The sequence below is a fragment of the Burkholderia sp. WP9 genome (genome assembly GCF_900104795.1).
Taxonomy (GTDB): Bacteria; Pseudomonadota; Gammaproteobacteria; order Burkholderiales; family Burkholderiaceae; genus Paraburkholderia.
On record NZ_FNTG01000004.1, the window covers coordinates 46,955 to 68,676 of the forward strand.

The 21,722-nt window shown below is 61.7% G+C and carries 16 protein-coding genes and 5 pseudogenes; 15 read left to right on the forward strand and 6 right to left on the reverse strand.

The features are described 5' to 3' along the window. Positions 1 to 219 precede the first annotated feature (219 nt). Both BLW71_RS38495 and BLW71_RS38500 read left to right on the forward strand, forming a co-directional pair. Positions 220 to 2,229, forward strand: a complete 2,010-nt coding sequence (locus BLW71_RS38495; protein ID WP_091809770.1) for a bifunctional DedA family/phosphatase PAP2 family protein — start codon at positions 220 to 222, stop codon at positions 2,227 to 2,229. Between the two features lie 114 nt (positions 2,230 to 2,343). Then, a complete protein-coding gene (locus BLW71_RS38500; RefSeq protein ID WP_286162263.1) occupies positions 2,344 to 3,390 on the forward strand; it encodes a DedA family protein/thiosulfate sulfurtransferase GlpE in 1,047 nt (348 codons plus the stop codon). Positions 3,391 to 3,635: 245 nt separating this feature from the next. On the opposite strand, the pseudogene BLW71_RS41350 reads toward BLW71_RS38500, so the two are convergent. Further along, a pseudogene (locus BLW71_RS41350) lies at positions 3,636 to 3,806 on the reverse strand (hypothetical protein); the annotation flags it as partial. Positions 3,807 to 4,090: 284 nt separating this feature from the next. Between BLW71_RS41350 and BLW71_RS38505 the strand changes: the two are divergent. Continuing rightward, positions 4,091 to 7,444: a DEAD/DEAH box helicase gene (locus BLW71_RS38505; protein ID WP_091809775.1), complete on the forward strand. Its 3,354-nt coding sequence runs from the start codon at positions 4,091 to 4,093 to the stop codon at positions 7,442 to 7,444. A 256-nt stretch (positions 7,445 to 7,700) separates the two neighbouring features. On the opposite strand, the gene BLW71_RS38510 is transcribed toward BLW71_RS38505, so the two are convergent. Beyond that, positions 7,701 to 8,369 (reverse strand): MlaC/ttg2D family ABC transporter substrate-binding protein, encoded by a 669-nt coding sequence (locus BLW71_RS38510; protein ID WP_091809779.1) that lies wholly within the window; start codon positions 8,367 to 8,369, stop codon positions 7,701 to 7,703. Positions 8,370 to 8,992: 623 nt separating this feature from the next. Between BLW71_RS38510 and BLW71_RS38515 the strand changes: the two genes are divergently transcribed. Together BLW71_RS38515 and BLW71_RS38520 are read left to right on the forward strand one after the other, a co-directional pair. Further along, a complete protein-coding gene (locus BLW71_RS38515; RefSeq protein ID WP_091809781.1) occupies positions 8,993 to 9,271 on the forward strand; it encodes an HU family DNA-binding protein in 279 nt (92 codons plus the stop codon). A 17-nt stretch (positions 9,272 to 9,288) separates the two neighbouring features. Next, positions 9,289 to 9,558 carry a hypothetical protein gene (locus BLW71_RS38520; RefSeq protein WP_091809783.1) on the forward strand — a complete coding sequence of 90 codons (270 nt, stop codon included), beginning with the start codon at positions 9,289 to 9,291 and terminating at the stop codon, positions 9,556 to 9,558. A gap of 35 nt (positions 9,559 to 9,593) precedes the next feature. On the opposite strand, the gene BLW71_RS38525 is transcribed toward BLW71_RS38520, so the two are convergent. The 3 genes from BLW71_RS38525 to BLW71_RS38535 all read right to left on the reverse strand — a co-directional run bounded on the left by BLW71_RS38525 (position 9,594) and on the right by BLW71_RS38535 (position 11,052). Then, entirely contained in the window at positions 9,594 to 9,902 is a 309-nt protein-coding gene (locus BLW71_RS38525; protein ID WP_091809785.1) for an H-NS histone family protein, read from the reverse strand. A 277-nt stretch (positions 9,903 to 10,179) separates the two neighbouring features. Further along, the gene (locus BLW71_RS38530; RefSeq protein WP_502686871.1) at positions 10,180 to 10,539 is read right to left on the reverse strand and encodes a hypothetical protein; all 360 of its coding nucleotides are present in this window, start codon (positions 10,537 to 10,539) and stop codon (positions 10,180 to 10,182) included. Positions 10,540 to 10,593: 54 nt separating this feature from the next. After that, positions 10,594 to 11,052, reverse strand: a complete 459-nt coding sequence (locus tag BLW71_RS38535; protein ID WP_091809787.1) for a zinc-finger-containing protein — start codon at positions 11,050 to 11,052, stop codon at positions 10,594 to 10,596. Positions 11,053 to 11,620: 568 nt separating this feature from the next. On the opposite strand from BLW71_RS38535, the pseudogene BLW71_RS42605 reads away from it, so the two are divergent. From BLW71_RS42605 to BLW71_RS38575, 9 genes and pseudogenes are all read left to right on the forward strand, one after another. Continuing rightward, positions 11,621 to 11,713, forward strand: a pseudogene (locus BLW71_RS42605) (DUF2946 domain-containing protein); the annotation flags it as partial. 82 nt (positions 11,714 to 11,795) lie between these two features. Continuing rightward, positions 11,796 to 12,179, forward strand: coding sequence for a transposase family protein (locus tag BLW71_RS42865; RefSeq protein WP_091809791.1), 384 nt, complete (start codon positions 11,796 to 11,798; stop codon positions 12,177 to 12,179). Beyond that, positions 12,083 to 12,385 carry an ISAs1 family transposase gene (locus BLW71_RS41360; RefSeq protein WP_143048464.1) on the forward strand — a complete coding sequence of 101 codons (303 nt, stop codon included), beginning with the start codon at positions 12,083 to 12,085 and terminating at the stop codon, positions 12,383 to 12,385. The genes BLW71_RS42865 and BLW71_RS41360 overlap by 97 nt, the downstream gene beginning before the upstream one ends. Positions 12,386 to 13,012: 627 nt before the next feature. After that, a pseudogene (locus BLW71_RS38550) lies at positions 13,013 to 13,528 on the forward strand (NADPH-dependent FMN reductase); the annotation flags it as partial. 323 nt (positions 13,529 to 13,851) lie between these two features. After that, positions 13,852 to 15,414: an MFS transporter gene (locus tag BLW71_RS38555; RefSeq protein ID WP_091809793.1), complete on the forward strand. Its 1,563-nt coding sequence runs from the start codon at positions 13,852 to 13,854 to the stop codon at positions 15,412 to 15,414. After that, positions 15,411 to 16,679: a M20 family metallopeptidase gene (locus tag BLW71_RS38560; protein WP_091809795.1), complete on the forward strand. Its 1,269-nt coding sequence runs from the start codon at positions 15,411 to 15,413 to the stop codon at positions 16,677 to 16,679. Before BLW71_RS38555 ends, BLW71_RS38560 begins: the two co-directional genes overlap by 4 nt. A gap of 160 nt (positions 16,680 to 16,839) precedes the next feature. Beyond that, a complete protein-coding gene (locus BLW71_RS38565) occupies positions 16,840 to 17,505 on the forward strand; it encodes a trimeric intracellular cation channel family protein (protein WP_286162264.1) in 666 nt (221 codons plus the stop codon). A gap of 80 nt (positions 17,506 to 17,585) precedes the next feature. Beyond that, positions 17,586 to 17,830, forward strand: a pseudogene (locus BLW71_RS38570) (transposase); the annotation flags it as partial. A 230-nt stretch (positions 17,831 to 18,060) separates the two neighbouring features. Continuing rightward, positions 18,061 to 19,374 carry an IS256 family transposase gene (locus tag BLW71_RS38575; RefSeq protein WP_091809797.1) on the forward strand — a complete coding sequence of 438 codons (1,314 nt, stop codon included), beginning with the start codon at positions 18,061 to 18,063 and terminating at the stop codon, positions 19,372 to 19,374. A 440-nt stretch (positions 19,375 to 19,814) separates the two neighbouring features. Here BLW71_RS38575 and BLW71_RS41365 read toward each other — a convergent pair whose 3' ends face one another. After that, a complete protein-coding gene (locus BLW71_RS41365) occupies positions 19,815 to 20,093 on the reverse strand; it encodes a hypothetical protein (protein WP_143048445.1) in 279 nt (92 codons plus the stop codon). 765 nt (positions 20,094 to 20,858) lie between these two features. Here BLW71_RS41365 and BLW71_RS38585 point away from each other — a divergent pair. After that, positions 20,859 to 21,478, forward strand: a pseudogene (locus BLW71_RS38585) (IS110 family transposase); the annotation flags it as partial. Positions 21,479 to 21,722 lie beyond the last annotated feature (244 nt).

Genomic DNA, 21,722 nt, shown 5'->3' on the forward strand with positions numbered 1-21,722 from the left:
AAGGATGGCAACTGACGGTGTCGATGAGTGCGGAGTGAAGCACAGATTACGCGTCGAAATATTGTATCCGTAGCAATCTATCACGCGCGACGTTATTGAATATTGTCGGACCCACGCTGCGGCGGCTATGCATTTCGAAGCCAGAGCGGCGGTGGTCCCAGTCTGGCGTTCAGGGATTGCGGCCTGCGCGTGCTGGCGTCGGCAGTCTCAGGAGATGGCATGGAGCACGCATACGGTCACCTCGCGCATCTGCTCGCCGGTCACCCGGCCTGGACACTGGTAGTGATTTTTCTGGCGGCCTTTCTCGAGGCTGTCGCCGTCATAGGCACCGTCATTCCGGGCAGCACCGTGATGTTTCTGGGCGGTGCGCTTGTCGGAACCGGGTCGCTGGATCTTGGCTGGAGTCTTGCCTGTGCACTTGCCGGCGCTGTCGCAGGCGACGGGTTGAGCTACTGGCTCGGGAGTCGCTACAGGGACACGATTACCCGGATGTGGCCGTTTCGAACGCACCCTGCAATGCTCAAGAAAGGACACGCCTTCTTCGTCAGGTATGGCGATAAAAGCATCGTGTTTGCAAGGTTTGTTGGTCCGTTGCGCGCCGTTGTGCCTGTCGTCGCGGGAATGTTTGGCATGCGGCCGGCCCGCTTTTACGCGATGAATGTTATGTCGGCGCTGGTATGGGCTCCTGCCCACATCCTGCCGGGCATTCTCTTCGGAGCATCGATACAACTGGCGGGCGCTGTGTCTTTCCGCCTTGTTATCGTTTTGGCCGTTCTGGCCGGAGTGGTATGGATGACATTGCGGGTTACACGCTTTCTGTTGCGGCGAGCCATGACCTGGGCATCACAGGCGCGTATCAGACTGTCGTTCTGGGCCGGCAATCGCAATGGGCGACTCCATTCCATGGCGCGACAGCTATCGAGTCTTGACCGGACCACGCTCGCTTTTACAGTGGTTGCCTCTGCGGTCGCTCTTCTATGTAGCGCTGTATTCTTCCGGGTTTTTCGGGACGTCATCAGCGCGGCACCCTTCCTGCAGATTGACGTCTCGGTGTATCGCTTCATGCAGTCGATCCGCAATCCGTGGAGTGATACGGTGCTGGCCGGTTTCGCTACGCTGAGTAGCATGTCGACCCTGATTGCGCTGGTGGCGAGTGCGGTGTGTTGGATGGCATGGGAGCGCCGCTGGCGTACCGTGGCCTCCTGGTTGGGCGTCGTCGCCTCTTCAGAAATCGTGGTCCTGGCTATCCAGTTCACGATTCACCGCGTGCCGCCCGGCTCTCTCCCAGCACATACGTATATTTTTGCCAGTAGCCAGGTTTCCGCGTCCGTGATTGTCTACGGGTTCATCAGTTTTTTCATCGCGCGCAGGGGCGGTACCCTTACCGGCTTTCTCGCCGTCTCGACGAGCGCGACCATCGTAGCCGTCACTGCATTCGAGGGGCTGTACTTCGGACGCTTCTGGATTTCCGACGCTGTCGCAGGCGTGACGCTCGCGTTAGTGTGGGTGGCCATCATTGGGATCATCGCTGTCTGGCAAAACCCGAGCGTGCCCGCGTCGCGGGGTTTCATGCCCGCCGTCTTTCTGCTCGCCGCCGTGTGCAGCGTGGGCCTGCACCTTGCTTTTAACCCGCCTCGCCAACTCGATGTACGTCCGGCGGATGGTGAGACAGTGCTCGGCACGCAAGGGCAATGGACAGATGCTCTCTGGAAGAGGCTGCCCTGTTGCCGCGCAGATATGACCGGAGAACGCCTGGAACCCTTTACAGTCCAATGGGCCTCGACCAGCGAGGACCTGACACGGCGGCTCCATGTACTGGGTTGGGCGAGCGCAAGGATCTCAGGTCTTGACGTGCTGTTCCTCGTTGTGCCGCACGCTGCCGCCATGGAACTGCCGGTGCTGCCGCGCTTGAATAACGGCGTGCCTTCGACCCTGACGTTCATTCGGCCCGGCAGGACACCCCAAGAACGGGACGTGCTGCGATTCTGGAAAAGCGGTTATACGATAGCAGGCAGCAAAGGTGAAGCAGCAGCGCCGCTGTGGGTTGGCTCGCTCACGCATGAGCGCCTGAAAGCCCTTTCATGGCCCTTCAATATCCTGCGTAGCGATACAACCGGATGGTCAAAAGCGAATGACCAGGCGTTGCTTGTCGCACCGGGCGTTAATGTGATTTCTACAGGGGAGTCCAACGGAACGCCATTGATGCTGCTGTCGACTACGCGCAGATAAGACCAGTCACTTCACGCGGCATGAAACGGTCGCGGGGGGGCCTTGATGGGCCGCTGATTACCTGGCGCAACCCCAAGAGCGCCGCTTTTATTTCGAATGATAGGGAGCAGGGCCTTGACCGAAGTTTCGCCATCGTTGATTTCAACCTGGGGTGCCTGGGCAGTGTTCGCCAGCGTGCTGGCTACCCAACTGGGTGTTCCGATACCTGCTGCGCCGGTGCTGCTTCTCGCAGGGGCAGCTGTTTCGGCAGGTCTGGTTTCGTTCTGGTATGTCCTTGCTGGCGCGGTGTTTGCGGTGATTCTGGCAGACTGCATATGGTTCACAATAGGGCGGCTCTACGGGCGCCGTGTGTTAACCGCGCTTGTACGGATATCGCTCTCGCTAGACTCGAGCATCAAGAAGACGCGCGAGTGGTTTGAACGGTTTGGCGCACCGATTCTGTCTGTGTCGAAGTTTGTTCCCGGCCTGGGACTCATCGCACCACCGCTCCTGGGCACGACGCTCATCGACAAGAAAATCTTCCTGGCATGGGACCTCGCGGGAGCGCTCGCGTGGTCGGGCTTCTGGCTGCTTGGCGGCGCACTGTTTCGGGGGCAGTTGACAACACTGATGTCCGCTGTGAGAGCTCACGGCGCGAGTGTAATGGATGTTCTTGGGTTGATATTTGTTTCTTACTTCTTGTACCGGTGGATTCAGCGCCTTCGATTCCGGAGGTGGCTCGCCCATATCCGGATTTCACCGGTTCAGCTTGATGCAATGATGCGCGACGACCGTCCGCCGGTTATCCTGGACGCGCGTCCGGCAGCGGTCAGGAAGGCCGAGCCGCATCGGATACCGGGCGCAATCCTCCTCGACCTTAGCACGCCGGACAAGGTCGATGCGGGATTGCTCGAGCACGACATTGTGGTGTACTGCGTATGTCCGAATGAAGCGACCGCCAAGCAAATCACGCGACAGATGCACAAAAAAGGATTTAAGAGGATACGCGCATTGAAGGGAGGACTCGATGCATGGGAGCATCACGGCTATCCGGTCGAACCACTGCCTTCACAGACGGATGCCCGTGCGGAACCAGATGGCATTGCTGCATCAATAACCGGCGAGCGTGATGCCGTTACGCTGCGGGCCGTTGCTCCCAAAGATAACATAAGGAAAGAATAAAAGTATGCGATTAACGACGAGCGTCTCGGCTACTTTCCGATGCTTGTGAATGTGCCGCCCGCCATTGTTGATCACATCCGGGTCGATGCGGGCCCGCGCCCTGTCCCGGATGGCTCAGTGGCTTCCTGCCGGAATTGCCGGCGCACGAAGCGGATTTCCGCAGCGCTCAGAGTGCAATGCCGCTTTCAGCTCCGCTTCGCCCGGCTCAGCAGGCAGCACCGGATAGATGGTCTCGTGGACGGTGCTCATACCGGCGGCCGCCGCGTAAAAATCCGCTCGATCTGCCGGGTACGCTGGACTTCGTCGTCGTCCAGGTATACGGAGGTGGTTGTGATCGACGCGTGACGCAGGTTATCGCGTACGGTTGTCAGCGTCGCACCATTGGCTAGCGCGTGTGTTGCATGGGTATGGCGCATATGTCTCCAACGAGATAGAGCAGAGATTTTTTTGATTACCGATCGCGGACTGGCCCCGACCGGCCTGTTCACGCGTGAGTAGCCGCGATCGCCAACCAAAAAAATCTCTGCTATATCTGAAGCTTCAGATATTAACGAATGCCGGTCATACCTCATCTGCATGCCGAAGATGATCGCCGCCGTGCGCAGACGACTCACGTGCCGTCCGCGCAGGAAACGAACGGGCTGCCCGGCGACCGGCCCGCGTAAAATGCCCCTCGCTTCGTCAACCCGAATCCATCAACATGTCTGTCTCCTATAGTCGCAAGCAAATCACGGACTGGTTAGGTTCCCACACAGTCGCCAAAGCACGTGAGTACGCCCACGCTGTCTCCGGGCTGCGCTGGCGAAGCGCCGACACCCTGAGTGGCCAGGTGCAAGGCACAAGGACCCGTCCGTATGATGTGTGTGCGTATTTTCACGATATCGACGATCATCGCGACATGTGGGTTGAAGGCGAATGCACGTGCCCGGTCGGCGTCGACTGCAAGCACGTGGCTGCGCTCCTGATCGCGGGTCTTGAGTTGATCCCGACGCAGCCCGCCACCGGCGTGCGCCCCGAACTGGTGACCTGGCTCGAAGGCTTTCGGGCGAAGCGCACGGCTGCACCTCCCAGAGGCAAGAAGCCCGCGACCGCCAGGGCAACGCATGCGCTTGCCTACCTGATTGCCGGATCGTATCGTGGATCCCCAGAAATTTTTCTATACAAGGCCCGAGTCAACGCCGACGGCACGATCCGCTCACTCGACGACGCGTGGCAGAACGTGGAGAACGCGCTCGTCAAGCCGCCGAAGTTTGTTGCCGAGGAGGACATGCCGATCCTGCGAGGGCTGTGGCTGGACCGCTCCCGTGAGTACACCGGCAGCTTTGGACTGCAAGGCATAACCGGTGCGGCAATCCTGGAAAAGCTTATCGCCACGGGGCGTGCATTTGCCTCGCCGGGCGCGAGCGCCATGCACTCTGGTGCGCCCGGCGTACTGCATGCCGGACCTTCGCGCTGCGGACAGATCGCCTGGCGATCGCAGCCTGACACACGTGTGCGACCGGTACTGCATACCGAACCACCTGCAACGATGCTGTTGACCACAACGCAGCCCTGCTGGTACGTGGACCCTCATTCGGGAGAAGCCGGGACAGTGGACATGCCGTGGCCCGCTGAAGATCTCGCGGAGTACCTGGCGATGCCATCGATTTCGCTCGACGAAGCCGCACTGGTTGGTAACGTGCTGCGCGAAGTTGCGCCCGATTTGCCCTTGCCGCCTGCGCACAATGTATCGGCCGTGCGCGTCATCGACACCACCCCGGTACCCGCCTTGTCGCTCAACACGTTGCCGACCTACGGATCGGGCTGGACGTCCGACACACCCAACATGCTCGATTTTGCCACCGTCAGCTTCGATTATGCGGGGGTCAACATCGATGCGCAAAGCAACACCACACTCGTGCGGACCGCCAGCGGCGAAGTGATGCAGATCAAACGGTCTCTCGATATCGAGCAGTGCCGTCTGGCAGAACTGCACAAGGCCGGGCTGCGAAAAATTCCAGCCGGTCGTGCCCATGGCCCACGTCCATTTCCGGATGGCATGCTAGGGCCCAACAATGCCGGCGACTGGGCCGTCTTCATGAAGCGGGCTCTGCCCCGGTTACGCGAAAACGGCTGGCAGGTAGCGATGACCGAAGTGTTTCGACACAATGTCATCGAGATCGAGGCGATCGACGGTGCGCTCCATCAGGCCGGTGACGGCTGGTTCGATGTCGAGATGGGGATCACGGTCAACGACCGGAGGGTTCGCCTCGAACCACTGCTGGCAGATCTGTTCCGGCGCGACTCCCGCTGGCTGTCGGGTGGGCTTGACGCCATTGCCGACGATGAACCGGTCGATCTGAAGACCGACCGCAATGAACGGCTGCGCCTGCGTGCTGACCGGCTCAAACCCGTTGTGCGCGTGCTGATCGATCTGTTCGATTCACCGGGTGAAGGCGGGCTGCGCATTTCGCAGTGGGATGCCGCCCGGCTCGATGCGCTCGACCGCACCGGCCGCTGGCAGTTTCATGGAGACGCGTCGATCCGGGAGCTTGCGCAGCGCCTGATGGCGGGGCCCGGCGTGGGTGAAACGCCGGTGCCGCGAGGACTGCAAGCCGAATTGCGTACCTATCAGCGCCAGGGGCTCAGCTGGATGCAGTTCCTGCGCGAACACAGCCTGTCGGGCGTGCTTGCCGACGACATGGGACTTGGCAAAACGGTTCAAACCCTCGCTCATATCCTGACCGAAAAGGAAGCCGGCCGGCTCGACCGGCCCGCGCTGATCGTTGTGCCGACAACACTGATGCACAACTGGCGTGAGGAAGCGCAACGCTTCACACCGGAGCTGCGCGTGCTCGATCTGCACGGCCCGCAGCGCCACGAGCGCTTTGACCAGATCCGCAAACACGACCTGATTCTCACGACCTACCCGCTGCTGTGGCGCGACCAGTCAGCGCTCGCCGAACACGAGTACCACCTGCTGATCCTCGACGAAGCCCAGTACGTCAAGAATGCCGCCACCAAGGCCGCCACCACGATCCGCGAACTACGTGCCCGGCACCGCCTGTGCCTGACTGGCACACCGCTCGAGAACCATCTCGGCGAACTGTGGGCCCAGTTCGACTTCCTGTTGCCCGGTTTCCTCGGCGCCCACAAGGATTTCACGCAGCGCTGGCGCACGCCCATTGAAAAAGGCGGCGACACCGTGCGGCGCGATCTGCTCGCGCGGCGCGTTCGCCCCTTCATGCTGCGACGGCGCAAGGACGAGGTCGCCACCGAACTGCCGCCGAAAACGATCATCGTGCGCACCGTCGAACTCGAAGGCGCGCAGCGCGACCTGTATGAGACCGTACGCTCGGCGATGCAGGAAAAGGTTCGTGCCGCCGTCACCGCAAAGGGACTCGCGCGCAGTCACATCGTCGTGCTCGAGGCGCTGCTCAAGCTGCGCCAGGTCTGCTGTGACCCCCGGCTCGTCAAGATCAGCCAGGCCGCCCGCATCAGGGAGTCGGCCAAACTGGCACTGCTGCTCGACATGTTGCCCGAACTGATCGAGGAAGGCCGCCGCATCCTGCTGTTCTCGCAGTTCACCGGCATGCTCGAGCTGATTGCCGCCGCACTCAACGAAGCCGGAATTTCGTACGTCGTATTGACCGGCGATACAACCGATCGCCGCACACCGATCAGGCGCTTCCAGCAAGGCGCGGCGCCACTCTTCCTGATCAGCCTGAAGGCCGGCGGTGTCGGCCTGAATCTGACGGCGGCCGACACCGTGATTCACTACGATCCATGGTGGAATCCTGCCGTCGAAAATCAGGCCACCGATCGCGCACATCGTCTCGGACAGGACAAGCCCGTGTTCGTCTACAAGCTGATTACGGCCGGCAGTGTCGAGGAGAAGATCGTCGCGATGCAGGAACAGAAGGCAGCGCTTGCCGACGCCATCCTGTCCGAAGATGCCGCCGGCGCCTTCAAGTTCTCGACCGATGATCTCGAGGCGCTGTTCGAACCCATTCCGCTCACGACGTCCATCTCACCGGCAGCGAAGGCGCGGCCGCGCACCAGGATCGGAACATAGGGCGGGAAACTTGTGAGACTCTCCAGAGGGAAGAGTTGCCACAATCAACCATTTTTCGCTGTCTGATCTCGCTGCAGGCCAAGCCTCGTAAAGGTTTAGTGAAGATTTTCCGTTTTCGGGGGATGGGCACTTTTAGCCGACTTCGACGGAAGAAAAGCCGGCCGCAGCCTGTCGCGCCCCTTACTAACCAGGTTAAAGGGTTAAAGGCTCGTCGGCCACGGGCACGTCGAGACCTACATCGAGAATCCGCCACGCGTCACTGATCGCCAGACGTAAGTTGCTTGTTGCGGTCGGTGAGAAACTGGATCAGCCCGTCGACGCCGCTTTGCTGGATCGTGTCGCTGAATTGCGTACGGTAGGTCTGGATCAGCCACACGCCGAGCACGTTCATGTCATAGACGCGCCAACCCTGCGGTGATTTGTACAGCCGGTAGTCGATCGGCACCTGACCGTCTTTGCCTGGCGCGATCGTGCGCACCACGGCGTCGGTGCCGCTCGACTCGGCGGGCGAAGGTGGGTACTCGAATTTCTGATCCGTGTTAACCAGCGCGAGCGCGCCGGAATACGTGTGGATAAGCAACTGCTTGAACTGCTCGACCACCCGGTTCTGTTGCCCGGGTGTCGCCGTGCGCCAGAAGCGGCCCATCGCGTACTGCGTGGTGCGGCGAATGTCAACGTATGGGAGGATGTCCCGGTTCACGATAATCATGATGCGCGGGATATCGTCCGGCGTAAGCGCCTGCTGGCGCAACTCGTCGAGGATTTGCTGCGTCACCGTCTCGATGAGTGTCTGCGGGTCGGTCTGGTCGTTGATCTGAGTGGACCAGGCGTGCTCAGGCGCGCACAGCGACCCGATGCCGACGGCAATCGCCAGCGATGCGACGAACGCGGAACGGACAATGGTGCTTCGGCAGAAGTGCTTCATCGCAAACCTCGATTCCGAGAAGGGCCCGATAGACCGCCGGAGCGGTGACGGCACGGTTCGCGCGACGCTTCGCTGCTCATGCGGCGACGCTGGCATACCAGGTGCCTGATGGATTGCGCCGGGTATCCGGGGGCTGTTCCGCCAATGTATCAGCACGGCCCCTATTATCGTCTTGGAGACGCGATTTTGCTTGCGCCTCCATTGCCGTCAGCCGGCTGCCGTTCTTCGCGACGTCGCGCACCGACTGATCGTACTACTTGATCGACCTTCGTCGGTGAGCTTGATCATCTGCGGTGAGGCGCGGTCGGTTAGAAATCCGTAGCGGACGCGCCGACGCCATGGGTGTATTGCGGCCATATAGGTCGATGGAGCAACGTTCCTTTTCGCCAATCGAATGACCTGTTGCCGGGGTGAAGCCGGCGATTGGATGTCTCTCCAGGCGCGTCCTGGGGCAGAAAGTGGCCGGCCGCCGCCTGCTGGTGATCGGCTGCACGGGGTTCGGTCAGCAACATTCTCAACGCAGACCTCGAAGCGACGGCGCAAACGCCAGGTAGGCGGCGATTGCGCGCAGGCACGGTAATGGTTTACGGTAACGACATCACAACCACAGGAAGGAATCGGTAATGAACAAGCAGGAACTGGCGGATGCAGTGGCCGCAACGACAGGCGCAAGCAAGGCGGCAACGGGCGAGGCGATTGACGCGTTCATTGGCGCAGTCACGGCTGCCGTCACTAACGGCGACACCGTCCAGTTGGTCGGTTTCGGCTCGTTTTCGAGGGGCGCCCGCGCCGCGCGGGTTGGCCGCAATCCTGCGACCGGTGCTGAAATCCAGATCGCCGCCGCGAAGACCGTGAAGTTCACGGCCGGTAAGGCGTTCAAGGACGCCGTGAACGCGGCCTGACAGACAAAAGCCGCCGGTTGGAGGTCGCCGGCGGCCGCCCGCGTGACTACGCACCCCGGCAGGGGCGACGCGGAAAATTTCAGTACTGCTGCGAAGCCGAAGCCTTCGGGCCGCCGAAATGCCACAGCAAAATGCAGCGGAATGCGCGCAACTATTTCTTCGCCGGGCTCAACCTGAGCACGGGATCTTGCCGCATCGGCGCCAGCGACGCCGTGCTGTGCGATCACCTGGTCCAGATCACTTTGATGATGCTGGACCGCAACGCGTTGCGCACACGCCTGCCCTGAACCCAGCCCGGAAGCCGGTTTTTTTTCACGGGCGGTTATTCGAAGAGGTCTGCCTGTCTGTAGAGCACATCCCGTTTGCGCCGTGGTTCTTCCTTCGGCTTCTCCTCGATGCGGAAGAAGTCAGGGTCGACGCCGGCGTGTCCGGCGGCCGTCAGCCAGTCGGGCATCGGACCGACCCCGTTCCAGTCGAGGTCTCGCGCGTCGCGGTATAGCGGCGGGTGCGCGAGATCTTCCTGAATGGACGTTTCCAGTGCGGCGAATGTGATGCCGAACTCCTGCATGCGTCGGCGGATCCAGATGATGAGCCGCTCGCGTGCCTCACCGTCAGCGATTTTCCCTTTCATTCGGAAGTACCCGGTTTTCGTTCGCGGGATTGTAGCAACAGGCAGAAAAAAGCCCGCTCAATTGGCGGGCTGAATCCATATCGGAGGAGACATGGAGGAGACGAATTAAGTATAAACCCTTGTTCGGTTGGCGCAAGGCCTTCGCGCGGTTTTGTCGCACCAACCCGATACGCTCAGGCCAGCTTGCGGTCTGTCCGTTGATATGCCTCGCCGGCCTGGAAGCGATCGAGCCGTTCGCTCGCTGGCGACTGCCCACAGCGGCGCGCGGCGCAGTTGCTCATCGTAGGTTGTGACGATTTAAGGCGAACAGGCCTGCCGCGTCATCATCGAGCCGCCACTCGTCCGTGTCGCGGCCGCGGTCGAACGCGGCCGAAATGGTGGCCTCCGCGGCGACCAGTTGCTCGTACTTGGCCGCGCCGTAGCCGGTCTCTGCAATGAAGCCCGTCAGGAACATCGCCTGCGTGAGGGTCTGCGCGTCCCGCACGCTGCTGGTGCCGCCCCGCATCGTTGCGAGCGCGAGGTGTACCCGCAGCGCGAGTTCATCTGCGGTCGCCCGTGGCATCGGCAACAGCATCGTTCTGGCGCGTCGGGCGCGCGCCGCGGTGGTGTTGCGCGCGAAAGGGAGAGCTTTGGGCATCAGGGTTCGTTGGTGATCTCTTGACCGGGGACATCGGCCACGGCCGGAGGTTGTCTAGACCGTGCCGTCTGACGGCACGGCGCGGGGTTGCGCGATGAATGCTTCAACATACCGGATTGCCTGCTCGCACTGCTCGAGTGACAGGTTGTGGATCGATCCCGGCACCGGCTCGAAACCGAGTTCGCCGGCGACCCATCGGATCGCTTTCGCGCGGGCCTCGAACGGATTAACGCGATCGCGCCTGACCTTGCCCGCGACCAGCGGCTTGAGCGTGCCATGCAGGCGCCCCTTCGCGTCGCGCAACGCGCCGTCGGCGAGACGTCCCAGCGGCACGTTCCGCGTACTGCGCGAGTGGATGCCGATCCACGCCTGACAAGCTGTACAGACCCAGAGCGCACCGTGGTCCTCGCGGTACGGATACGACGCCTGGCCGTATTTCACGAGCGCGGCGTGAGCGCCGCAGAAATCGCACAAGGGCTGGGGTAATGCCTTGATCGGGCGGCCTACACGCACCGTCTACTCCTTCTGTCTGAATGCAGACCATATTATCCGTCATCGTGGGCACGCGAAAGCTGGACGATTTTCGCGATCATTGGTAACGAAGACAGTGCGTCCGTACCCCAACGCGGGCTTGGTGATTGGCCGCTGCCGGGCTGGCACGACCGCCTCTTGTCGACCCACCATAGAGTCGATCAGGAAAGTTTTTCCGACGTCTCTTATGGTTCGGCAACCGGCCGTTCCCTGAGAAATCACCCAGGATATACAGGCAGGCCAAACACGCAACTCTAGAAAACCATCGGGACCAGCCGCGGCAAGCTGGAACTGAAAGACGGCTTCCGGGACATCATCGGTGCAGCGGCGGACAATTTCGGCGTAAATGCCGTCCAGTGATCCGCATGTTCGTACTGACCTGGGTCACCTCGGCGATTGTCTACAAACTCAAGCGCTCTGGCGAATTGCCTGAGAACCTGGGCTGAGTGCGGTCGCCTGTCGCACATGCGTCAGAGACCGGAAAAAAGTTAATGAAAACGCGTGGCATAATCCGCGCAGTTCCACTCACCGACACCGAATCGCCGGGTAGATGCTGAGCCGTTCTCATCGGCAAATTGGGAGTTTGTTGGGATTGCTCGCAATCCTGATGGCGGCGCTCGCCCCAACGATTTCGCAACCGCTTGGCTCCGGACGGGGCAGGGCTGTTAACTTCCGTTCGCTCGTGTTAACTTGGCGACCTTCGAAGCAGGAGGGCGGAAACAAAGATGATATTCGGAGGGGTATTTTCTGAACTGCGTGACGCCCGGCGGGCGCAGGGCAAGCGTTACGCGCAGCAGCCGTTGCTGTGTGCGATCGTGATGTCGCTGATGGCGGGTGCCAACTCGTTCAGGACGATCGAGGTCTTTATTTCCGAGCGACGCGCGCAGCTGAACGAACTGTTTGGTACGCGCTGGCGCAAGGCGCCGAGTCACGCCCTGAGGCGGTCAGTCAAGGTTTTTTCGCAGGCAGGTGCAGCTCACATGCTTGACCTTGTAGCCTCGGGCGACAGTTCATTGCGCTGGACGGCAAGGCGTTGCGCGGCAGCGCCTCGCGTCTGGATGACGTGGCTGCCCGACACATCGTTTCGGCCTTTGATCAGCATGGCTTGATCGTGCTGGGCCATGTCGAAGTTGCGGAAAAGTCGAACGAGATTCCCGCCGCGCAGAAGCTGATCGAATCGATCGGGTTGAAAGGCCGTGTCTCCACGATGGACGCGTTGCACTGTCAAGAAAAACGCTGCGCTCGCGCTGGAAAACGGAGCCGACGTGCTGGTGCAGGCCAAGGGCAACCAGCCAACCTTGCTTGCCGCATGTGAGGAGCTTGCCTGCTATTGCGCTCCCGCCGACAACACGACAAGGGCCACGGTCGCATCGAGACGCGCACCGTGCGTAGCTGGGGTGTGCCAGCGAACTGGCTGGAAGATGACTGGCAGCCGCTGGTAAAGCAGGTCGTGAGCGTTTCGCGTACGGTCGAACGCCGCAACCGGACTGGCGGGTGGGAGCGCTCCAGTGAGACAGCGTGGTGGGTCAGACGGCGGTCATGAGCGCCGCCACCTGCCAGACGGCCATCCGTGGCCACCGGTCGGTGGAGAACCAGAATCATCACGTACGCGATGTGGTCCTGCGGGAAGATCACTGCACGACGCGACACAAGCCCGCGATATTGGCCCGCCTGCGCTTTGTGGCCCTGAACTGCATGCGTGCAGCTTCCGGTCGAAGCATTACCATCGAGCGGCACCGCAACGCCTTGAACTTCGAACATCTACGACGCTCCGTCTGTGCTACCGGCAGAAATTAACAGCCCTGGTCAGTCTTTTCAGCACATGTCGATAGGTGTATCGTGACCTGTCCGGTTTGATAGGACCTCGTCGCGCAAGTGCTGTCACTGAAAACCGAACGTCGAACGATCGCATGCGCATGCGATCGTTGGAAGGAAAGTTCATATGACTACACACAAAGTTGGCTACCTGATCGGCAGCCTCGCCAAGGCCTCCATCAATCGTCAGCTCGTCAGGGCGCTGGTGAAAATGGCGCCGCCCGAGCTGGTGTTTCCGGCGATACCGATCAAGGACCTGCCGCTCTACAGCTACGACTGCGACGCTGACTACCCACCGGTGGCACGGGCCTTCAGGCAGGCCATCGCCGATGTCGATGCGCTACTGTTCGTCACGCCGGAATACAACCGCTCGATCCCCGGTGACCTGAAGAATGTCATCGACTGGGCCAGTCGGCCGTGGGGGAAGAACTCCTTCACGCGCAAGCCCTCCGCCGTGATTGGCAAATCGCCCGGCGCCATTGGCACTGCGGTGGCCCAGCAGAGGCTGCGCATCGTGCTCGGCTTCTGCAACGCGCCTCAGATGAACGCGCCGGAGGCCTACATCCAGTTCACCCCGGGCCTCATCACCGAAGACGGCGGCGTTACCAACGAAGGCACGGCCGGGTTCCTGCGCAACTACATGTCGGATCCACCAGGTCACCGCGCGCGTCCTGGCGGTGCTGCCGCGCAACGCATGACCGCCGATGCCGGCAGGCCGGCCCCCGTGATGCCCGGACCACGCCTGCTCCACGCGCTTCCTCCTGATGACGTGGGTTCGTGAATTGTTCGAATTCAAGCCCGTGGCCATTCCGCGGCAACGAGCTTGCGGCTCGACGCCTCCGCGATCTGGAATGCCGTGCTTTCGGCATAACCTGCGCGGCCCTTTCTTGCACCAGAGCCGTCAGACGTTTCCAACATCTTGATGTAGGTGAAATCGAGGCGAAGTCACTCGGCACGGAGAATGGCATGAATACCAGCGTTCAACCCAAGGTGCCATACAAGGGCAACGACCGGCTGCTTTTCGGCATCATCATGGGCGTCATTGCGTTCTGGCTGTTTGCCCAGACGACGCTCAACATTGCGCCCGACATGAGCCGCGACCTCGGCATGGATGCGAGCCTGATGAACGTCGCGGTGGCCATCACCTCGCTGTTCTCGGGGATCTTCATCGTGGTGATAGGCGGCCTGGCCGACCGTGTTGGCCGGCTGAAGATCACTCGCATTGGCTTTTACCTGAGCATCGCCGGCTCGCTGCTGGTGGCCATCACGCCGCAGGGCTGGCTGGCAGCACCGGTCCTGCTCGTGGGCCGCGCGTTGCAAGGGCTGTCGGCCGCCTGCATCATGCCGGCCAGTCTGGCGCTGGTGAAAGCTTTTTGGGACGGCCCCGAACGCCAGCGTGCCATCAGCATGTGGTCGATCGGTTCCTGGGGCGGGTCGGGCCTGTGCTCGCTGGCCGGTGGCCTGATGTCGCAGAACTTTGGCTGGCGCTCGATCTTCTGGGTGGCCATCGCGGTGAGCGTGCTCGGCCTGTGGATGATGCGCGGCGCGCCCGAGAGCAAGGCCGAAACCAGGGGCGAGTACAAGTTCGACCTGTCTGGCGTGCTTGCTTTCATGGTCACTATGGTGGCACTGCAGGTGCTGGTGACGCAGGGCAACAAGTTGGGCTGGACCAGCCCGATTGGCCTGGGTCTGCTGGCGGCAACGGTGGTGTTCGGCTGGCTGTTTTTCCGCATCGAAGACAAGGCGTCCAATGCGTTCTTCGACTTCAGCCTGTTCAAGAACGCGACGTACGCGGGCGCGACGATCTCCAACTTCCTCGTCAACGGTACCGCCGGCACGCTGATCGTGTCGCTGCAACTGGTGCAGCTCGGCGGCAACATGAACGCTCAACAGGCCGGCTTTCTGACGCTGGGTTACGCGATTGCCATCATCGCCTTCATCCGAGTGGGCGAGAAGCTGCTGCAACGCTTCGGGCCGCGCAAGCCGATGATCTGGGGCTGCCTGATCACGGGCCTGGCGATCCTCCTGGTGTCGCCCGCCAACCTGCTGCTGTCGGACTACAAGATCTTCGCGAGCGTCGGCTACACGCTGTTCGGTGTCGGTCTGGCGTTCTATGCCACCCCCTCGACCGATGCTGCATTATCGAACCTGCCGGCTGCCCAGGAGGGGTCGGGTTCAGGCATCTACAAGATGGCATCGTCGCTCGGCGCCGCCTTCGGCGTGGCGATTTCCGCCGCCATTTTCACCGCGCTCCGCAGCAACAGCGCGAGCGTGAACTGGCTTGATGGCGTGATCACCTTCAGTGGCCGCCAGGACAACCTGGCCGTGCGGGAGGCCGCCATCATTGCGCTGGGCTTCAACGTGCTGATGGTCGTGACGGCCATCATCTCGATCATGCTCACCGTGCCCAAGGGGGAAAGCGCAGGCCTGAATGTGCAATCTTCATATCAAGCGCCGACTACCTGCTTCAAGCACGCTTTCTGTCGGACTTCTTTCAACTTTACTTCGTCACTTCTGGAGCTGTCGTGAATGCCCTCACGCAAGCCCTCGCCTCCGCCGAACCAAACCTGATCACCGAACTCGAAGCTCTATACAAGGACTTCCATCAGCATCCCGAGTTGTCGATGCAGGAAGTCCGCACCGCGAAGATCGTCGCCGACGCGATGCAGGGTTTCGGCTACGAGGTGACGCGCAACGTCGGCGTGACCGGCGTCGTCTGCGTGATGAAGAACGGCGCCGGCCCGACCGTGATGCTGCGCGCCGACATGGACGCGCTTCCAATGGCCGAGAACACCGGGCTGCCGTATGCCAGCACCGTGACGGCGCGCGACCCGGACGGCGTCGAGGTCGGCGTTGCGCACTCGTGCGGCCACGACATGCATGTGACCTGGATGGTAGGCGCCGCCCGCATCCTGTCCGCGAATCGCTCCGCCTGGCGCGGCACGCTGATGATCGTGTTCCAGCCGGGCGAGGAAACGGCCGAGGGCGCGACCTCCATGGTGCGCGACTGGGGAGAAGGCCGCTTTCCGAAGCCCGACATCATCCTCGGCCAGCACGTGATGGTCGGACTGGCCGGCACCGTGAACTACCGTCCGGGCGTCACGCTGTCGGCCGGAGACAGCCTGAAGATCCAGCTGTTCGGGCGCGGCTCGCACGGCTCGCAGCCGCAAACCTCAATCGATCCGGTCATCATGGCCGCCGCGACCACCATGCGCCTGCAGACCATCGTCTCGCGGGAAATCGCGCCGACTGTGCCCGCGGTGCTCACGATCGGGTCGCTGCAAGCCGGCACCAAGGAAAACATCATCCCCGACGATGCCACCATCAAGCTGAACATGCGCACCTTCGACGAGGACACGCGCGAGTACATGCTCAAATCGATCCGCCGCATCTGCTGCGCCGAATGCGACGCCTCGGGCGCCGAGCGCCCGCCCGAGTTCACCACGATCAACAGCTACCCGCTGACCGAAAACGACCTGGTCGCGACGCAAAAAGTGGCGGGGGCTTTCAGCCAACAGTTTGGCGGGAACGCCTCGCTGGCGCCCAGTCCGGCGTCGGCCAGCGAGGACTTCAGTATCTTCGGCCGCACCTGGGGCGTCCCCTATGTGTTCTGGTTCGTCGGCGGCACCGACCCGGAGGTATACGCCAAAGCCAAACAGGAAAAGACCGTCAACAAGATCCCCAGCAACCACTCGCCGAAGTTCGCGCCGCAGATTCACCCGACGCTCGAGACCGGCTTGCAGGCCATGCTGACCGCCGCCAGCGCGTGGCTGTGCCCGAGTACCCCGGCCTGAGACGCAGGGCGGGCGCGCACCGTGCTCGCCCATTCATTCTCTGCGCACAGGCGGCCCGGCAGCGCCAGCTTGACGTGGCTGACCACGTCGATCGCCATTGCATCCGGCTCCTGTCGCTATGCTGCGGCTTGAGCCCGCACTTTTGTCCCGAAGTGAATGCATGAACGTCCACGAAATGGCCCTTGCCGCCCTGAACGACCACCGCCTCTTCACCTTTCTCGATCTGGCGGGCACGTTCGCCTTTGCCATCAGCGGTGCGGCCGCGGCAAGGGACCGCGGCCTCGACTGGTTCGGCGTCGTTGTCATAGCGTTCACGGTCGCGTGCGGCGGGGGCGTGCTGCGCGACCTGTGCATCGGCGCTGTGCCGCCGGCCGGGCTGACCGATTGGCGCTACCTCGCCGTCGCCATGGTAGCGGCATTGATGACGATGGGCGAAAACGCGCTGGTCGTGTCCCTCGCGCACCCGGTGATCCTGTTCGACTCCTTGGGCCTGGGACTATTTGCTGTGACCGGCGCCCAGAAAGCCATGATTTTTGGCCACAACGCCGAGGTGGCGGTGCTGCTGGGCGTAGTCACCGCCGTGGGCGGCGGTGTGATGCGCGACCTGCTGCTCAATCGGGTGCCGGTAATTCTGCAGCGTGAGATCTATGCGTCGGCTGCGCTGGTCGCCGCCAGCATCGAGGTGGCTGGCGAGCGCCTGGGATGGGTGTCGAGCGGGCGGACCTGGGTCGCTTTGGCGGCGTGCTTCGCGCTGCGTTACCTATCGCTGCGCTACAAGTGGAGCCTGCCGCGCTCTTCCGGACACGACGGCAACGGCGCGGACTAGCAGGCTGCTGAATTACCTTCACCGGAAGGTCCCCCGGCAGGGGCGCTGGCGCGCTGTCAGACCCACAACAGCCCAACCCAATGCGCGGTCCCGACACATTTACCGAAGGCTTGTTCACCATGAGACGGCTGGACGACTTCGTCCCTGCCGATCATCCACTGCGCCGCATCCGGGTGAGGGCAACGAGGCGCTGGCCAAGATGGACGAGTTGTTCTCTCGGATGTACGAGGCCGACATCAAGGGCGGCTGCCCGAGGATCGCGCCGGAGAAGCTGCTGCAGATCTTTTTCAGCATCCGCTCGGCGCGCCAGGTCATGGAGCCGACGCAATCATATTGTGAAAAGAGCCGAGGGCGGGTCGGATGCCGCAGGCAACCTTCAGATGCACCATCTCAATTGCCGTAGAAATCATTAATAACCGAGTCGCTAAAGAGCCACGATTGGCAATGTCCCAGGCGTAGTTGAAGGTTGAAGGCGGCGGTTCCCCGTTGGGAATCCGAGAGAATCGGGTTTCCACGACCAACTTTCCCGGACAGGGAACCAAGGAGAACCGCCACATGAAGCCTACCAAGAAGAAGGCCCCCAAGGCCAGCGCGCCGTTGAACATCGTCGCCAAGGAGAACGAAGACCGGCTGCGGGCCTGTTTCGCCGAGAACAGTCAGCTCCTGCTGCCGATGCTCGACCTGATCCAGAACACTCGCACGAGCATCGACGAGTTGATGTACGACGCCGGTCGCAGCCTGGTCGAGCAGTTGCTGGTGATTTCCGCCACCGAAGTCGCCGGCGACAAGCATCCGGGGCGCAAGAGCGGCGAGATCCGCTGGCACGGCTCGCAGCGAGGCCAGATAGTGATGGACGAGCGCAAATTGAATGTCGAACGCCCGCGCCTGCGGCGTCGAGGTGGCGGCGAAGTGCCGATTCCTGCCTACGAGCAATTGAACGAGAATCCGCGGCTCGCCGAGCGCGTGCACGACATCATGGTCACAGGCGTGTCGACGCGCAAATATGCCGACGTGTTGCCCGAGATGGCCGGCACCGTCGGTATTTCAAAGAGCAGCGTCTCGCGCGAGTTCATCCAGGCCAGCCAGGCGGCGCTCACCGAGCTGATGGCACGGCGCTTCGATGAACGCGACTTTCTGGCGATTTACATGGACGGCATCATCGTCGGGACGCGGCATATCATCGCGGCCATTGGCGTGGACAGCACCGGCGAGAAACACCTTATGGGACTCGTGAGCGGATCGAGCGAGAACGCCCAGGTGGTCAAGGATCTGTTGCGCGGGTTGATCGATCGCGGCTTGTCCACGGACCTAGAATACCTGTTCGTGATCGACGGCTCGAAGGCGCTGCGTTCTGCGATCGAGGAGCTCTTCGGCGAGCGCGCGCACGTGCAGCGCTGCCGCACGCACAAGCTGCGCAACGTCCTCGAGCGTCTGCCGAAAGAATGCATCTCGCAAACCGCAGCGATCATGAAAGCGGCGTACAAGCTGCCGGCCAGGGACGGCATGGCCAAGCTCAAGACGCACGCGGCGTGGCTCCAGTCTGACCACCCGGATGCCTCGGCCTCGCTGCTCGAAGGACTGGAGGAGACGTTCACGGTGAACGAGCTGGGCCTGACGCCAGCGCTCATGCGCGGCCTGTCTACGACCAACATCATCGAGAATCCGAACGGTGCCGTACGCCGAGTCGCGGGCCGTGTGAAGCGCTATCGCGATGCCGACATGGCGGTGCGCTGGGCGGCAGCCGGATTCCTGGAAGCCGAGAAGAACTTCCGCAAAATCCTCGGTGTGAGCGAACTCTGGGTACTTGCAGCGGCGCTGAAGCGTCCGCCTTCGACAGCGAACATTGACCATGATCGAAAGGTTGCCTAATCTATGCCACACCCGCCGTCCCAACCTTCAACTGTCCATGGGACATTGCCCCACGATTTTCTGCCTGTGCACAGTTCGCGTTCATTCTGCCCATATCGGGCAGGAAGTTGAAGTCCACTATCGTTGGCATCCACTGTATGGGCATCACGTCAAGGTTCGGGATATTGAGCAGCGCGGCGGAGGCCAGGTAGTTAACATCGGGGCTGCTGCCGGGGTAGTCAAGATGATTGCGGGCTGGATTCTTGATGCCGCCATATGCTCAGCCATAGGGCTTGGCGAGCCGAGGGTCACTGTAGCGACGTTAAGCGAGCTGCATCGGTTACTTACTGATCGGCATTTGCGAGCAAACTCGCCGGACGATTCCAACATCGTCCGGGAGAAACCCAGTGGACAAACTGTCAAAGGGCACTCCAGCGCGACCATATTCGCTCGCGGTGACGCTACGCCAGATGTGCATGAGGTTCGACACCGTCGAGCTTCAGGGGATGAACGAAGTTCAGCGCGCAAAAGCAATCAGCCATCTTCGAGCCTGTTGAGGCAGGCCGCCGGCGTCGCCACAGCAAAGGAGTGTGACGATGACGAATATTGATCGTTTGCCCGCAGACCTGTTGAAGCGCAAGGCAGTGGTCTACGTGCGGCATAATGCCGTGTAAAAAAATATGGCCGAGTAGTTCCATTTTTGCCGCGTTGGTAGCGTTTTCGTTCCATGTAGTCGGCATTATCCTGACTCCTATCAAAGGCAATCTTGATTGGGAGGAGAGCTCATCATGGAGCCGTAATACAGTCGTTCTCCACGCCCCGTGACGGTGAGCCCGGGATTTATCGGCCTGATGATCAGCGGCTGGTTTTCCTCAATGGATTGTAACTGGCCGGAATAATGCCGAGTCATTGTGCCGCCGCATGCCGCTGCCGCACTTACAAACAAGCACTTTTAGTACATCATCAATAAATGCTCGACCATAATTTTTTACACGGCATTATGCCTGTAATTCCGAGATCGGAATTACAGGCAGTCGACCCAGGCCCAGGTTCAAACCAACCTGGAAAGCCAACGCCGCCAATATGAACTCGTGAATGAAGCAAAGCGCCGGGGATTTCGTGATATCGAGATCGTCGATGACGACATGGGACGCTCCGCGAGCGGCGCACTGGCTGCTCCTGGCTGGTTGGTTCAGGGCAGCGCCAGGGGAAGCGTCTGAATCGACTCGATCTCTCAAACGGGATGCGGCTCGCGCCGCTCGCCAATGTCGCCGACGATTCCCGGACCATGCTATGCGCCGGGCTCGTCACGCGGCGTCCGGTGACGTCGCGTGCGGGCATCAGTGATCTTCCGGTCATCAGGGCGCTGCCACGTGTGTTGTAGCGCATCGTCGTTTTTTCCGGAACACCGGGGAAGATTGGCGGCCTTGGGAAGCTATGTGGCAGGGAGCTGCGACGAACTGTGCATAAAATCAGCGTGGAGAGTCCTGTTCAAGGAGAGGATCATGCGCACGGATCAAACGTTCACGACGGATAGTGAAGAACCGGTGCTGGCAGTGTCACTCGAACTCGCTGCCGCGCAGTGGAAGGTCGCGCTGCACGACGGCCGGCGCGAGAAGCCGGCCGTGCACACGGTCGCGCAGCCGCAGGCCGCCGCCCGCCTGCAGGCGGTGCTGGACCTGATCAACCGCCACAAGGACAAGTGGTCGCTGCCCTCGGGCGTGCGCGTCGTTGTCAGCTGCGAGGCCGGCCAGGACGCGTTCTGGATCTGTCGCGCGCTGCAGGCGCACGGCATCGAATGCTGCGTCGTCGATCCGGCGAGCATTCCGGTCGAACGCCACAGGCGACGCGCCAAGACCGACCGGCTCTCGACGCCATCAAGCTGGTGATCAACCTGCGCGCGTGGCTGCGCGGCGAGCGTGACCGCATGCACGTGGTGCGCGTGCCATCGCCGCAGGACGAGGCGTAGCGCCAGCTGATGCGCGATCGCGGGGAACTGCAGAAAGAAGTGCTGCAGCATCGCGACCGGATGCGCAAGCTGCTGGCCACGCCTGGCTGCTCGGAGGAGGTCGACCACAAGGCCTTCGCCGGCCGGCTCGCCCGCGATGAGATGCGGTGCCACGACTAAGGAGCCCGAAGGGCGAGTGCAGACGCACCGGGTGCCGACTCGCGTTTGCTCAGGCGATGACGCAGGGATACAAGATAGGGTAGAAGAACAGTTGACCGCCGAAGAAACGGCCTGACACCTGCCCAAACCGCCCAGTTCACACCGATGGTGCGACACGTGTCGCCGTCAGCCGCGCGTTATGCGGCATGTTGTAGGCGATAAAGCTCTTCTCTGCCTTGTCGCTCCCAGCGCTGGGAACTCT

Excerpts from the sequence above, each read along its gene's own strand:
- BLW71_RS38525 (WP_091809785.1), bottom strand. The coding sequence starts at position 9,902 with ATGAAAGGGAAAATCGCTGACGGTGAGGCACGCGAGCGGCTCATCATC.
- BLW71_RS38510 (WP_091809779.1), bottom strand. The coding sequence starts at position 8,369 with ATGAAGCACTTCTGCCGAAGCACCATTGTCCGTTCCGCGTTCGTCGCA.
- BLW71_RS38515 (WP_091809781.1), top strand. The coding sequence starts at position 8,993 with ATGAACAAGCAGGAACTGGCGGATGCAGTGGCCGCAACGACAGGCGCA.
- BLW71_RS38575 (WP_091809797.1), top strand. The coding sequence starts at position 18,061 with ATGAAGCCTACCAAGAAGAAGGCCCCCAAGGCCAGCGCGCCGTTGAAC.
- BLW71_RS41365 (WP_143048445.1), bottom strand. The coding sequence starts at position 20,093 with ATGCCGACTACATGGAACGAAAACGCTACCAACGCGGCAAAAATGGAA.
- BLW71_RS38565 (WP_286162264.1), top strand. The coding sequence starts at position 16,840 with ATGAACGTCCACGAAATGGCCCTTGCCGCCCTGAACGACCACCGCCTC.
- BLW71_RS38530 (WP_502686871.1), bottom strand. The coding sequence starts at position 10,539 with ATGCCCAAAGCTCTCCCTTTCGCGCGCAACACCACCGCGGCGCGCGCC.
- BLW71_RS38555 (WP_091809793.1), top strand. The coding sequence starts at position 13,852 with ATGAATACCAGCGTTCAACCCAAGGTGCCATACAAGGGCAACGACCGG.
- BLW71_RS38505 (WP_091809775.1), top strand. The coding sequence starts at position 4,091 with ATGTCTGTCTCCTATAGTCGCAAGCAAATCACGGACTGGTTAGGTTCC.
- BLW71_RS42865 (WP_091809791.1), top strand. The coding sequence starts at position 11,796 with ATGATATTCGGAGGGGTATTTTCTGAACTGCGTGACGCCCGGCGGGCG.
- BLW71_RS38495 (WP_091809770.1), top strand. The coding sequence starts at position 220 with ATGGAGCACGCATACGGTCACCTCGCGCATCTGCTCGCCGGTCACCCG.